The organism is Pullulanibacillus pueri, from assembly GCF_014639255.1.
Lineage (GTDB): Bacteria > Bacillota > Bacilli > Bacillales > Sporolactobacillaceae > Pullulanibacillus > Pullulanibacillus pueri.
On sequence record NZ_BMFV01000060.1, the window covers coordinates 1 to 14,141 of the forward strand.

The 14,141-nt window shown below is 40.7% G+C and carries 10 protein-coding genes; 9 read left to right on the forward strand and 1 reads right to left on the reverse strand.

Annotation, left to right across the window (positions count from 1 at the left end; genetic code table 11):
• Positions 1-661: spore germination protein (locus tag IEV91_RS20965; protein WP_188499378.1), on the reverse strand; the 661-nt coding region annotated here is incomplete at its 3' end.
• A gap of 453 nt (positions 662-1,114) precedes the next feature.
• Between IEV91_RS20965 and ftsE the strand changes: the two genes are divergently transcribed.
• The 9 genes from ftsE (at position 1,115) to IEV91_RS21010 (ending at position 14,052) form a co-directional block, all read left to right on the forward strand.
• Positions 1,115-1,801, forward strand: a complete 687-nt coding sequence (ftsE, locus tag IEV91_RS20970) for a cell division ATP-binding protein FtsE (protein WP_188499379.1) — start codon at positions 1,115-1,117, stop codon at positions 1,799-1,801.
• A complete protein-coding gene (gene ftsX, locus IEV91_RS20975) occupies positions 1,791-2,693 on the forward strand; it encodes a permease-like cell division protein FtsX (RefSeq protein WP_188499380.1) in 903 nt (300 codons plus the stop codon). The genes ftsE and ftsX overlap by 11 nt, the downstream gene beginning before the upstream one ends.
• A 105-nt stretch (positions 2,694-2,798) precedes the next feature.
• The gene (locus IEV91_RS20980; protein WP_188499381.1) at positions 2,799-4,172 is read left to right on the forward strand and encodes a murein hydrolase activator EnvC family protein; all 1,374 of its coding nucleotides are present in this window, start codon (positions 2,799-2,801) and stop codon (positions 4,170-4,172) included.
• A 418-nt stretch (positions 4,173-4,590) separates the two neighbouring features.
• Positions 4,591-6,075 carry a S41 family peptidase gene (locus IEV91_RS20985; protein WP_188499382.1) on the forward strand — a complete coding sequence of 495 codons (1,485 nt, stop codon included), beginning with the start codon at positions 4,591-4,593 and terminating at the stop codon, positions 6,073-6,075.
• 196 nt (positions 6,076-6,271) lie between these two features.
• Entirely contained in the window at positions 6,272-7,465 is a 1,194-nt protein-coding gene (locus tag IEV91_RS20990) for a PDZ domain-containing protein (RefSeq protein ID WP_188499383.1), read from the forward strand.
• Positions 7,466-8,473: 1,008 nt separating this feature from the next.
• Positions 8,474-10,450: an excinuclease ABC subunit UvrB gene (gene uvrB, locus IEV91_RS20995; protein WP_188499384.1), complete on the forward strand. Its 1,977-nt coding sequence runs from the start codon at positions 8,474-8,476 to the stop codon at positions 10,448-10,450.
• Positions 10,451-10,457: 7 nt separating this feature from the next.
• A complete protein-coding gene (gene uvrA, locus IEV91_RS21000; protein WP_188499385.1) occupies positions 10,458-13,331 on the forward strand; it encodes an excinuclease ABC subunit UvrA in 2,874 nt (957 codons plus the stop codon).
• A gap of 158 nt (positions 13,332-13,489) precedes the next feature.
• Positions 13,490-13,684 (forward strand): PspC domain-containing protein, encoded by a 195-nt coding sequence (locus IEV91_RS21005; protein WP_188499386.1) that lies wholly within the window; start codon positions 13,490-13,492, stop codon positions 13,682-13,684.
• Positions 13,681-14,052 (forward strand): phage holin family protein, encoded by a 372-nt coding sequence (locus IEV91_RS21010; RefSeq protein WP_268236421.1) that lies wholly within the window; start codon positions 13,681-13,683, stop codon positions 14,050-14,052. The genes IEV91_RS21005 and IEV91_RS21010 overlap by 4 nt, the downstream gene beginning before the upstream one ends.
• Positions 14,053-14,141: the final 89 nt, after the last annotated feature.

Here is a 14,141-nt window from a genome sequence, read left to right on the forward strand (position 1 = left end):
CGCCGGCCGGTAGTTTAGGCTTATAGCCTTTGTGCAAACCACCCTTTGGAAGGGTGGTTATGATTGACTTTATTCTTAAATTTGGATCACGAATGCCGCGGCGAACCAGCGTTGTGTTCATGCGAAGGTTCTCAATAAACCCTATGCGTGGCCCCCTGACAAGGGCTTCGGTAATGGGTTCTTCTAAGGAGCGCTGGGTGACTTCCATGGAACTCGCAATCAACACTTTGTCACACCCATCAACGAGAACAGCAGTATTGCCACTCAGGACTTCTAAAGTGACATCATCAAGGGTTGTTTTGACTGTGATATCATCTGCCGTCATCATGACACGATATTTCAAATCCTCAAGAATCTGATCCGGTGTGGGACGAAAGCTATTACTCTTGATGTCAAAGCTTAAAATACTGTTGACAATGTTTTCCGCGATATATTGGCCATTGGACAAGCCGTCAATACAAAAAACAGCGCAATTGGTCGTGGTTCCGCCCACTTTAAACTTTTTTAAAACTAAATCCGAAGGTGCGTTCATCATGGATTTAAAGTTTTCAATGTTTTTATCCAGGCTTTTAAAAAGTTTGTTTGTGAATTGGTTGTCCTTGTCGGAAGGTTGCTTATCTTTATTCATTTGCTTCTGCTCAGTACTTTTGTCCTTATCCATAGTCGAAAAACCCTTCTCACATCAAACACATTTTCCTTTAATGTGCTCGATTGGAAAAGATTCTATTCAAATCTTAAGTTTTCCTGAAAATAGTGCCAATCTTTTCGCTTTGAAATGAAATTGTAATAAAATAATGTCTTAACTTGTCGTTTGAAGGTGTTATAATATCAATAGTAAACATTATGGATTGACAACAACCCACAATTAGTGCGTCTGTTCGATTAATCAGTAGGTGTTTAAAAAAAAAGCTCAGCTTTTAAAGTGATCTTTTGAAGGACGCCTTCGAAAATTTTGTCGAACTTCCTCTAATTTTCCCACGGTTTTTCATAAGGATGATTTTTCCAATAGGAATCTATACTACCACGCAAAACTGATTAAGAAGGTTTTGCTCTACAGATATCATCCAAGAATTTTCACCCAAAGACAGATGAACAGAGGTAGGATGTGATCACTATGATCGAAATGCAGGATGTATGGAAGTCATATGCCAATGGCGTAATGGCTGTTAATGGAATAACTGTCAAGATTGAAAAAGGTGAGTTTGTTTATGTCGTTGGACAAAGTGGCTCTGGTAAATCCACGTTTATCAAACTCATGTATAGAGAAGAGGTCCCGAATCGAGGCAAAATTATTATTGATGGGACCGATATAACAACCATGAAAAATAAAGATGTTCCTTTTCTTCGCCGGAAATTAGGCGTCGTTTTCCAGGATTTTAAATTGCTACCGAAACTTACAGTCTATGAAAATATTGCTTTTGCATTAGAGGTGATTGAGGAAACTCCAAGGCAAATTAGAAAAAAAGTCATGGAGGTTCTCGATCTTGTTAAATTAAAGCATAAGGCTCGGTTCTTACCTTCAGAGCTTTCAGGTGGGGAACAACAGCGGGTGTCTATTGCTCGCTCTATAGTCAATAACCCTTCTGTGGTTGTGGCCGATGAGCCCACAGGAAACCTCGATCCTGAGAATGCCTGGGGGATTATGGAAGTTTTTGAACGGATCAATGATAATGGGACAACAGTCGTTATGGCGACCCACAATAAGGACATTGTTGACCGCATGAAAAAGCGCGTCATTGCTATTGAAAGTGGTATGATTGCACGCGATGATAAACGAGGTGACTTTGGTTATGAAGGCTAGAACTATAGGTCGCCATCTTAAAGAGAGTATTAAAAATTTAGGCCGTAATGGCTGGATGACTGTGGCTTCTATCAGTGCTGTGGCCGTGGCCCTCATGATAGTCGGACTCTTTCTCATGGTTATGCTGAATCTTAATAAAATGGCAGGACAAATAGAAAATGATGTTGAGGTTCGTGCCTACATTGACTTGACAGCGACGCCTCAGCAACAGGATGAGCTAAAAGAACAAATCAAACAAATTAGTGAAGTTCATTCTATTAAATACATTTCCCGTGAAGAGGGACTTAAAGAATTGATGAAGGATTTCGGTAAAGATGCGGATGTCATTAAACCTTATCAAGGTGATGATAACCCATTAAATGATGCTTTTGAAATCAAAACGCAAAAGCCTAAACAAACCGAAGCCGTTGCCAAGAAGATTGAAAAGCTAAAATATGTATCTGATGTGAGTTATGGTAAGGGGTATGTTAAGAAACTATTCAATGTTGTTGATGTGGCGCGCAATGTTGGGATTATCCTGATTTTAGGCTTGCTTTTTACATCAATATTCCTCATTGCCAATACTATTAAACTCACAATTGTAGCTCGGAGTACTGAAATTGAGATTATGAAGCTTGTAGGGGCAACAAACGCGTTTGTGCGCTGGCCTTACTTTTTAGAAGGCTTGTTTTTAGGCGTGATTGGTGCATGTATTCCTGTTGCCTTGCTACTGATTATCTATCGTCAATTGTATACCTATTTTATTCAAAACAACTTCCAAAGTTATGCTTTTATCAAGCTTATTCCTTTTGACACGATGGCCCTGTATTTAGCTGGACTGTTAATTATCATTGGCGCTGTCATCGGTGTGTGGGGAAGTCTCACCTCAGTGCGACGCTTTTTAAAAGTATAAAAGGGATCGGCAAGCTATTAGCTAAGGTTCGCATAAGAAGAAAAGGGTCTTTCGACTTATGCGTCCGCTTAGCTCTATTTTCTTTTTAAGGGGAGGAGGAGGAACATGAAGGTCAAGTGGACCAAGCCTCTAACAATGATGGGCGTTTCAATAGTCACGGCACTTGCTTTTAGTTCTTCTGGTGTTGTCCTGGCTGCAGGCAACGATTATCAAGATAAGATTAATAGTATTGAAGAAAAACAGAATAAGACTGATGATGCACTGAAAAAATCACAAGATAAACTGAATCAAACGAAAAGCAAGCAGCAAGATGTTTCCGCACAGCTTGCTGATGTTGAAAAAGATATTTCTGATATGTCCAAGAAGATTAATGAAAAACAATCAGAGGTCAATAATACTCAAGATCAAGTAGCTCAATTAAAAAAATCAATTAAAGAAACAACAGAGCGAATTAATAAGCGTGACAAAGTTTTAAAAAAACGGATCCAGACAATGTACATACATGGAGGTTCGATTGATTATATAGAAGTACTTCTCGGCTCTAAAAGTTTTAGTAATTTCATTAGTCGTGTTGCGGCACTAAAGACGCTGGCTGATCATGACAATGACATTTTGGCTGAGCAAAAAGCGGACAAAGCCAAGCTAGATCAGTCAAAAAAGCTTCAAGAACAGAAATTGAAGGAAATCAAGGCTGATCTCACTGAACTCAATGCCATGAAGCAGCAACTTGATGATCAGAAAGCGAAGCAAAAGACTTTGATGGCGAAGCTGCAGAAACAAGCAGCAGATCTCGAATCAGATGTCATAGATAAGAAGGAAGAAGCGGCTAACCTTGCGGCACAAAAAGAAGCAACGCAAAAGGCCTATGAACTATGGCAACAGCAAGAGAAAGAACGCAAGGCGGAAGAGGCAAAAAAGAAAGCTGAAGAAGCAGCGGCTAAAAAGGCAGCAGAGGCGGCCAAGAAGAGTAGCAATACACCAAGTCAACTTTCGCAAAACAGCTCTTCAAGTAGTTCGGGTTCAAGTTCCAGTTCAAGTTCCAGCTCAACGAGTCAAAGTAGTGGTGAATTAAGCTGGCCAGTTAATGGTGGATATGTCACTTCTGGCTTTGGTTATAGGAGCTATGGAGGAGGAGGATTCCACTCTGGTATTGATATAGGAAATCATGGGGCTTCTACACCTATTCATGCCGCTGCAGATGGAGTGGTCGCGAGATCGTATCTCTCTAGTTCCTATGGTGAATGTGTCATCTTGACGAGCTATATTAATGGTCAAAAAATAACGACACTTTATGCCCATATGGCATCGGGAAGTCGAACAGTAAGTACGGGGTCTGTTGTCAAAAGGGGACAAGTCCTCGGGCAAATGGGGGCAACGGGTTCTGCAGATGGTGTGCATCTTCACTTTGAAGTCTATCAAGGAGATTGGACTGCACCTCCACATCCAGGGGCTGTAAATCCGTTAAATTATCTTCCTTAAGTCTTAGAAAAAGCAGGAAGCGAAGCATATGCTTGGACAGGTCAACATATAGTATAATAATCCGTAGGGCCAAAAAGGTGAACGGATGATGTAGAAGTAAAAGCATGACATCATTATCTGGTGTTATGCTTTTCTCACTTTGCTACGGTCGCACGTGTAAACCATGGAAGCAATAGGCAAAGTGAAAGCTGATTGTACATAGGATGTTTTTTTGAGACAAGACGTTCAGTTTATAGCTGTGGAGCACCATATAAGCGGAAACTTAATACCGACAGAACGGTGTGTTCAAGAGACGGTATCAAGTTTTTTACAACGTCAGAATCTTTACTTTGTGGAAGACCTTATAAGTGCAACTAAGGCTTTCGCCATTAAGGTTTGGCGATAAGCCAAGTTTTCTAAAAAAAAGAGGTGGGCATGTATGAAGTTTAGTGGAAAAGTTGTAGCACTCCTTGTTATTGTAGCCTTGCTAGTAGGTGCATCAGGTGCTTATGGGGCAACACGTTTATTTGGATCCGATCAGAATGCGGTAACTATGGATTCTGGCACAACAGATTCAACCTCAAGCAATGCTAATTTTAAAAAGATGGAAGAAATATTCCAATTTATCAATCAAAGATATTATAAAAAAGTTGATGAGCAAACGTTAACCAATGGGGCAATCCAAGGGATGATTGAATCCCTTGATGATCCGTTTTCATCTTATATGGATCCTGATACTGCAAGTCAATTTAATGAGTCCTTATCTTCTTCCTTCCAAGGTATTGGCGCTGAAGTCCAGCTGGAGAACAATAAAGTAACCGTTGTTTCGCCTATAAAAGGGTCTCCAGCAGAAAAAGCAGGTTTGCAACCGCATGATCAGATTGTAAGTGTCAATGGTAAATCGCTTGAAGGCATGAGTCTTAATGAAGCCGTTGCTCAGATTAAAGGTAAAGAAGGCACCGTGGCTCATCTTGTCGTTGAGCGAAAAGGGGTCACTAAACCGCTTGAATTTGATATCACCCGAAAGGAAATTCCGCTGACAACAGCAAGCTCTAAAGTCTTTGATTACAAGGGTGAAAAGTTTGGTTATCTTGATATCACCTCCTTTAATGAAAGCACGAGTAAGGAATTTAGCAATGAGATTAACAAATTAGAAAAACAAAATATTAAAGGACTTGTTATTGATGTTCGCGGCAACCCTGGCGGATACTTAGATCAAGTTGAAAAAATGGCGAATGAAATTGTATCGAGTAAGAAACCAATCGTTCAAATCCAGGATCGCAATGGGAAAATTGTTGATAAATTCAATTCAACTTTAGAGCAAAAGAAACCTTATCCCATTGTTGGACTTATTGATAGTGGCAGTGCTTCGGCAGCAGAAATTCTTTCCGCAGCATTAAAAGAGGCGGGGGGCTATCCTTTAGTCGGTGTCAAATCTTTTGGTAAAGGTACTGTACAACAAGCCGTTGATATTAATGATACAGATAAGAATGGCAAAAAGGCGACAAGTGAACTTAAACTCACGATGTTTAAATGGCTAACACCTGACGGCAATTGGATTCACAAAAAGGGGATTCAGCCGACAATGAAAGTTGAACAGCCAGACTATTTCTTCACCTCACCTATGACAGTTGATAAAAAGAAACCATTGAAATATGATATGAACAATGAACAGATTGCGAATGCCCAAAAAATGCTCAAAGGCATTGGCTACAACCCGGGAAGAACAGACGGTTATTTTGACGAGGATACCCAAACCGCTGTAAGAGCCTTCCAAAAGGCAAATGATTTAACGGTTAATGGACAAATTGACAGTGAGACCGCCGGTAAAATTCAGGAAAAAGTCTTAGACGCTGTTAACGATCCAAAAAATGATCTTCAGCTTCAAGCCGCGTTTAAATTATTGGATGATCAATTAAAATAATGCTTCTTAAAATGTGGAGAACCCATGTGGTCTCCACATTTTTATTTAGGTAAAAGGAAGGAAGATATTGAGTGGTTGTCGAACTAAGAAGATTAAGAGTAAAATAAGAATGGGTCATGACTCTGATAAAGATTTGGATGAGAGATGATCCCAAGATACATAAATTACTTTATGAGATTTACCGGAGGACTCGCATATGGTACAGGATATAATTTTTACGATATTAAAAGGCATTCTTTTATTCTTTTGCAATCCGGTCCTTTACTTTCTGATTGCGGGCTTCTTTCTTTTTGGTTGGCAGCGCGTCCGTCGAGAAAGACGCTCATTCGGCATTAAAGTCTATGGGATTTTTAATAGCGTTATGGGAACCCTGCTCCCAAGTCTCATTATAGGATTAGTGGGATCTGTCATCATGATTGCTCTCGGCATCGCTCTGCCAATGGGTGTTATTGTATTGATCACCACCTGCTATTTTATTACTTTTTGCTCGGTGCAATTGCGCTTTTTATCCCCAATATTCGCTGTTGGTCTAACGGGAATCATTGCTTACGTCCTGCCTGATTTTAGTACCAATATAGGATTCTTAGATCGGTGGATAAGGGAGATTCAAGGAGCCACACTTCAAGATTTAGGCATCGTTCTGACTTTGGTTACATTATTAGAGGCCGTGAGTGTCCTTATTTGGGGAACCCGTCAAACCTCACCTCGACTTATTAATAGTAAAAGGGGAAAAAAAGTCGGTGCGCATGAGGCCTATCAGTTATGGATTGCTCCAATATTCTTTCTGGTTCCGGCTTCACACGGTATTGATGCGGTAGGTTGGTGGCCATTTTCTGAAGGCAGTTCATTCGGATTATTCCTTTTCCCTATGGGAATAGGCCTGCAGCAAATGGTGAGTCACTCACTTCCAAAACCCGCCATCAAGGCCACTGGGAAGTGGCTTTTGGTCACCGGTATAGTCATCGCCCTGGCCACGGGGGCTAGCTTTTTCATTCATTCTGACTGGTTCATTCTTGGAGCTTCCATATTTGCTCTGGTGAGTCGTTTAGCACTGATTCTTTCTCATTATCGTGACCATCATAAGAAGGCCTTTTACTTTACGAATCGAGGGAATGGATTAATGGTGGTTGGTGTCGTGCCTAACAGTCCAGCCGCAAGCATGAATGTCCTCGAGGGAGAAGTTGTCGATAAAGTCAATGGACAAGTTGTTCGCACGGAAGAACAATTTTATCGGGCCTTGCAGATCAATGGCGCCTATTGTAAATTAGACATTCTTAACTTCGACGGTGAAGTCCGGTTTGTGAAAGGTCCCCTCTATGAAAATGAGCTCCATAATATTGGGTTTCTCTTTTTAGAGCCTTCCCGAAGAGTGATGGAAAAGGCTAAATAGATTTAGGGAAAGTAATAATGAATACTTTTGAAACATGGAAAACCTTGAAGGTTCCTCCATGTTTTTTCTTTTTAGGAGAATTGTATCAGAAGGCAAATGGCAGCCATCAAAAATAAGGCGCCATGCCAAAAGCTTGAAATTCATTGGCGCCGGTGCGCTTGTGAAAGAGCCAGTTACACACAAAAGGTGCACGAAACAAAAACTACCAAAAGAGTGGATCCTCCTAGCAAATAGAGGGTTGTACTTCCAATTGAGCTTATGAATCAGCACCATTTCGAGAGAAAGCAGTAACTTCAAAAGAGCGCTAATAAGCGCCCGTTCACGTCATAAGCCAAAAGTTCCTAATCTACTAGAAACTTTAGTCCGGCGACGCCTTTTCTATTGAGAATTGCTTGGCTCCGCCAAGTCCTAATGAAGACAAATTTTTCTACCGATCTCTTTATTGCTTCGATGGCTTATACTTTCTTATTCTGTAAAAAAAGAACTTATTCACACTTTGGGGGACAAAGTGGAATAAGTCCAAAATTAAGAGAGGAACTTGTGCATAAAAGGGATAGAATACACAAGTCTAAATGAGGAGTCTAGCGCTGAAAAGCACTAGGCAATTGGAAGGATGGCGTACCGTATTAACTGGGTATACGGTACAGATAGCACAAGAAACAATGTTTATGGTTATAGAGCAAAGGGATCATGTGTCAGCAAAAACCTATGTACGAATAGGTAGACTTGGTTGCTCTACAATCAGACTTGGTGTAGAATGCAAATAACAAACGTTTGTTTGCATTTTTACTGTTTTTCGTTGATTCATGTGCTATAATGTTTACTATAATTAAATAGTGTGAAACATGCTAATAGGCAAATTCGGAATTTCGCCCCCTGAATAGTACGAATTCACTAGAAATTTGGCTTATTTTAGTAGATTTTAGTAGGATTTTAGCGTTTTTTGCGATAGAAATTGTCAATTTTATATAAAATTAAAAAATCGAGCAACGGTAGGAGGAACTATCGATGGATTTTGAGCTCATTTCAAAATATAAACCTCAGGGAGATCAACCTGAAGCGATTAAAAAATTGGTCCAAGGCGTTCAAGAGGGAAAGAAACATCAAACCTTGCTTGGAGCAACGGGAACGGGAAAAACTTTTACCATGTCGAATGTCATTCAGCAGGTGAAGAAGCCAACACTTATTATTGCCCATAATAAAACATTGGCTGGACAATTATATAGTGAATTTAAAGAGTTTTTTCCAAATAATGCCGTGGAGTATTTTGTGAGCTACTACGATTATTATCAACCAGAAGCTTATATTCCTCAATCAGATACTTTTATTGAGAAGGATGCTAGCATTAACGATGAGATTGATAAGCTTAGACACTCTGCGACGAGTTCGTTATTTGAAAGAGACGATGTCATAATCATTGCCAGTGTCTCATGTATTTACGGTTTAGGTTCACCAGAAGAATATGGTGCTCACGTCATTTCACTGCGCACGGGGATGGAAAAGGATCGAGATCAACTGATGCATGAGCTGGTGGATAACCAGTATGAACGTAATGATATTAATTTTATAAGAGGAAAATTCAGAGTGCATGGGGATATTGTCGAAATTTTCCCAGCCTCAAGAGATGAACACTGCCTACGGGTGGAGTTCTTTGGAGATGAAATAGATCGAATTACGGAGATTGATGCTCTTACAGGTGAAATTGTAGGGGTACGAGAACATGTTGCGATATTCCCAGCTTCTCACTTCGTTACGCGTGAAGAAAAAATGAAGATTGCGATTCAACGAATTAAGGAAGAACTGCAAGTCAGACTAAAGCAATTGCGTGAGGATGGGAAGCTCCTTGAAGCTCAACGTCTTGAGCAGAGGACAAATTATGATTTAGAAATGATGGAGGAGATGGGCTTTTGTTCAGGGATTGAAAACTATTCCCGCCATTTAACCTTAAGAGATGAGGGCGCAACACCCTATACCTTATTAGATTACTTCCCAAAGGACTTTTTGATCATTGTTGATGAATCGCATGTGACGATTCCACAAATTAGAGCTATGTATAACGGGGATCAGGCACGCAAAAATGTCCTTGTAGAACATGGGTTCCGCCTTCCCTCGGCTAAGGACAATCGCCCCCTTAAATTTGAGGAGTTTGAGGAGCATGTCAATCAAATCCTTTATGTTTCAGCGACACCTGGGCCATACGAGGAAGAACACTCTCCAGAAATGGTTCAACAAATCATTCGTCCGACAGGGTTATTGGATCCCACCATCGAAGTTCGACCTACAAAGGGACAAATTGATGACCTTTTGGATCAAATTCATCAGCGCGTTGAAAAGCAAGAACGCGTATTGGTGACAACCTTGACGAAGAAAATGTCGGAGGATTTAACCGATTATCTAGAAGAGGCCGGCGTTAAAGTCAGGTATCTTCATTCAGAAATCAAAACACTCGAACGGATTGAGATTATCCGTGATCTTCGTCGGGGTGTCTTTGATGTTTTAGTCGGCATTAACCTTTTGCGAGAAGGTTTGGATATTCCAGAAGTGTCGTTAGTGACGATCCTGGACGCAGATAAAGAAGGATTCCTTCGTTCTGAACGTTCACTGATTCAAACCATTGGTCGGGCTGCCCGAAATGCCAATGGTCATGTGATTATGTACGCGGACACAATAACAAAGTCTATGGACATTGCCATAAGTGAGACAAAACGCCGCCGTGAAATACAAGAAGCTTATAATGCTGAACATGGCATTACACCACAGACGATACAGAAAGATATTCATGATGTAATTAGAGCAACTCAGGTTGCCGAAATAACAGAAGACTATCAGGACACACCATCGTCCTTTAGTAAGATGACAAAAAAAGAACGCGAAAAGGCCATAGAAAATATGGAGAAAGAAATGAAGACGGCGGCGCGCGAATTGAATTTCGAGCGTGCGGCTGAATTGCGTGACATTATTTTGGAACTAAAAGCGGAAGGATGAGCAAGATATGGCTCTTGATAATATTGTTGTAAAAGGTGCTCGAGAACATAACTTGAAAAATATTGATATCACGATTCCAAGAGATAAACTCGTGGTTCTTACGGGATTATCGGGGTCCGGAAAATCTTCACTTGCCTTTGATACGATTTATGCCGAAGGGCAACGGCGTTATGTAGAATCATTGTCGGCTTATGCAAGACAATTCTTGGGACAGATGGATAAACCTGACGTGGATACGATTGAAGGATTATCCCCAGCGATTTCTATTGATCAAAAGACAACAAGCAAGAATCCACGCTCTACAGTGGGAACGGTGACCGAAATCTATGACTATTTGCGGTTACTCTATGCGCGTATTGGTCACCCCATTTGTCCGATTCACGGAGTGGAGATCACCTCACAAACAATTGAACAAATGGTCGATCGGTTATTAGATTTTCCAGAACGAACGAAAATGCAAATCTTAGCTCCAGTGATTTCCGGACGGAAGGGCGAGCATGTTAAGGTCTTAGAGTCAATTAAGAAACAAGGGTATGTTCGCGTCCGAATTGACGGGGAGCTGCGAGAAGTCGCAGAGGATATTCATCTAGAAAAAAATAAAAAACATAATATTGAAGTGGTCGTTGATCGCGTCGTCATTAAAGAAGGCGTGCGTTCAAGGCTTGCAGATTCACTGGAAACGGCTCTGCGTCTTGCTGAAGGTCGGGTTTTAGTGGATGTTATTGATGGCGAAGAAATCCTCTTCAGTGAACATCATTCATGTCCCTATTGTGGTTTTTCAATTGGAGAGCTTGAACCTCGCCTCTTTTCTTTTAATAGTCCTTTTGGAGCATGCCCAGCCTGTGATGGGATCGGCTCCACCTTAGAAGTTGATGTGGATCTGGTCATTCCTGATTGGGACCTGACTTTAAGAGAACATGCGATTGCGCCATGGGAACCAACAAGTTCACAGTATTACCCACAACTTTTGCAATCGGTTTGCGACCATTATGGCATTGATATGGACACCCCTGTTAAAAACATTCCAAAAGAGCAAATAGATATTCTTTTATATGGCAGTGGTAAGGAACGTATTCTTTTTAGATATGCTAATGATTTTGGAGAAATAAAAGAGAATAATATCTATTTTGAAGGTGTCCTCAATAATATTTCTCGTCGGTTTAAAGAAACCGGGTCAGATTTTATTCGGGAACAAATGCAAGGCTATATGAGACAAAAGGCCTGCCCAACATGTAAAGGTCAACGTCTAAAGAAGGAAGCTCTTGCTGTTTTGATAAACGGGAAAAACATCAGTGAGGTGACGGCCTATTCGATTCGTGACGTCCGTGATCTCTTTGATCAGTTAGAACTGACTGAAAAGGAACAAGCCATTTCTAGGCTTATTATTAGAGAAATTAAGGAGCGCACGGGTTTCTTGGTGAATGTCGGTTTAGATTATTTAACTTTAGGTCGTGCAGCTGGAACCTTGTCGGGTGGAGAGGCTCAGCGCATCCGTTTAGCAACACAGGTGGGCTCGCGGTTAATGGGAGTCCTGTATATTCTTGACGAACCCTCTATCGGGCTTCATCAAAGAGATAATGATCGCTTGATCGATACACTTAAAAATATGCGTGATCTCGGAAATACTTTATTGGTAGTAGAACATGATGAGGATACTATGCTGGCAGCGGATATGATTATTGATATCGGTCCAGGAGCAGGTGCGCATGGTGGGAATATAACCGCCAAAGGAACACCTGAAGAATTAATGAATGATCCGGCGTCTTTAACCGGAATGTATTTGTCAGGGAAAAAGTTTATTCCCATTCCCTCTGAGCGCCGTCAGCCCGATCAACGTAAGATTAAAATTAAAGGGGCGACAGAAAACAATCTAAAAAATGTAAATGTCGATTTCCCTCTCGGCACTTTTACGTGTGTGACTGGCGTTTCTGGATCTGGAAAAAGCACGTTGGTGAATGAGATTCTCTTTAAGGCTTTGTCACATAAGCTTCATGGGCGTAAGGATAAGCCGGGTCAACATAAGACGATCCAAGGGCTTGAGGAACTCGATCGAGTCATTGATATTGATCAATCCCCTATTGGGCGCACACCTCGTTCGAATCCAGCGACGTATACCGGTGTCTTCGATATGATCCGTGATGTTTACGCGCAAACCAATGAAGCGAAAATGAGAGGGTACAAGAAAGGGCGTTTTAGTTTTAATGTCAAAGGTGGACGCTGTGAGGCTTGTCGTGGTGATGGCATTATTAAAATTGAAATGCACTTTTTGCCCGATGTCTATGTTCCGTGTGAAGTGTGTCATGGAAAACGTTATAATAGAGAAACATTAGAAGTGACCTACAAAGGAAAAACAATTGCAGATGTTTTAGATATGACTGTTGAAGAAGCGTTGAAGTTTTTTGAAAATATTCCAAGAATTAAACGTCGTTTAGAGCCTTTACATTCTGTTGGGTTGAGTTATATCAAACTTGGTCAACCAGCAACAACTTTATCAGGCGGGGAGGCCCAAAGGGTAAAGCTGGCTTCTCAGTTGTACCGGAGAACAAAAGGCAGAGCGTTGTATATTCTCGATGAACCGACAACGGGGCTTCATGTTGATGATATCGCCCGTTTACTTGATGTTCTTCAACAGCTTGTTGAAAATGGAGATTCTGTTTTAGTCATTGAACATAACTTAGATGTCATTAAAACTGCTGATTATCTTATCGATCTTGGACCTGAAGGTGGCGATGGTGGTGGAACAATTGTGGCTACCGGAACACCAGAGGACATTACAAAAGTGAAAGACTCTTATACAGGAAAATATTTGAAACCGATCTTAGAACGAGATCGAAAGCGAATGGAAGAGCTCATTAAAAAGCAAGAACAAACGGTTTCTTGATGAATTTGTTCAAAGGGGGGCTTCCTTTAGCGTCTAAACGCGTCGTGAGGAAGGCACCCTCTGATATAAGCAAATACGGTATTCGTAAAATAGTGACTCTTGTATTAAAATAGAATGAGAAAAGTAGGATGTGATTTAAAAAGGATGGAGGTGGAAGCGTGAAGCGTCTTTATCGTTCTCGGAAAAATCGTATGCTTTCAGGTATTTTAGGTGGAATTGGTGAATTTTTTAACATAGATCCCACCATCATTCGTGTTGCCTATATTCTCTTAATGGTTTTAACAGCGTTCTTTCCATTTTTTATTTTATATTTCATCTTTTATTTTGTCATCCCGGAGGAAGATAACTATTGACTTCTGTTTTAAAAAATTGGCTGATTAATATCATCATTATTACGATTGTGCTCATGACGGTTGCCGGTTATATGAGTAGTTTTAAGTTAGATGGCGTTGGTGCTGCCATTGAGGCCAGTATTATTTTATCTTTACTGAATGCGATTATTAAGCCGCTCCTCATTATTTTGACTTTGCCAGTAACGGTCTTAACGTTTGGGTTATTTTTACTGGTCATTAACGCCTTAACATTAATGCTCACGGCTCAATTTATGGGGGATGCCTTTCAAATTTCTAGTTTCGGGTCAGCTATCCTCGCTTCTATTGTAATATCCATATTAAACCTACTAATTCAAAATTTTATCGTCAAACCTCTTTCAAAGAAATAGCCACAGTATGGCTATTTTTTTTTATTACGACTTTAGTCAGTTGAGCTCGCGATAGCGTGCGAAACAATAAACCACCTGCTATGCAGGTG

What these genes read in the sequence shown, in the direction of transcription:
- ftsX (WP_188499380.1), top strand. Translation starts at nt 1,791, where the DNA reads ATGAAGGCTAGAACTATAGGTCGCCATCTTAAAGAGAGTATTAAAAAT.
- ftsE (WP_188499379.1), top strand. Translation starts at nt 1,115, where the DNA reads ATGATCGAAATGCAGGATGTATGGAAGTCATATGCCAATGGCGTAATG.
- IEV91_RS20985 (WP_188499382.1), top strand. Translation starts at nt 4,591, where the DNA reads ATGAAGTTTAGTGGAAAAGTTGTAGCACTCCTTGTTATTGTAGCCTTG.
- uvrB (WP_188499384.1), top strand. Translation starts at nt 8,474, where the DNA reads ATGGATTTTGAGCTCATTTCAAAATATAAACCTCAGGGAGATCAACCT.
- IEV91_RS20990 (WP_188499383.1), top strand. Translation starts at nt 6,272, where the DNA reads ATGGTACAGGATATAATTTTTACGATATTAAAAGGCATTCTTTTATTC.
- uvrA (WP_188499385.1), top strand. Translation starts at nt 10,458, where the DNA reads ATGGCTCTTGATAATATTGTTGTAAAAGGTGCTCGAGAACATAACTTG.
- IEV91_RS20980 (WP_188499381.1), top strand. Translation starts at nt 2,799, where the DNA reads ATGAAGGTCAAGTGGACCAAGCCTCTAACAATGATGGGCGTTTCAATA.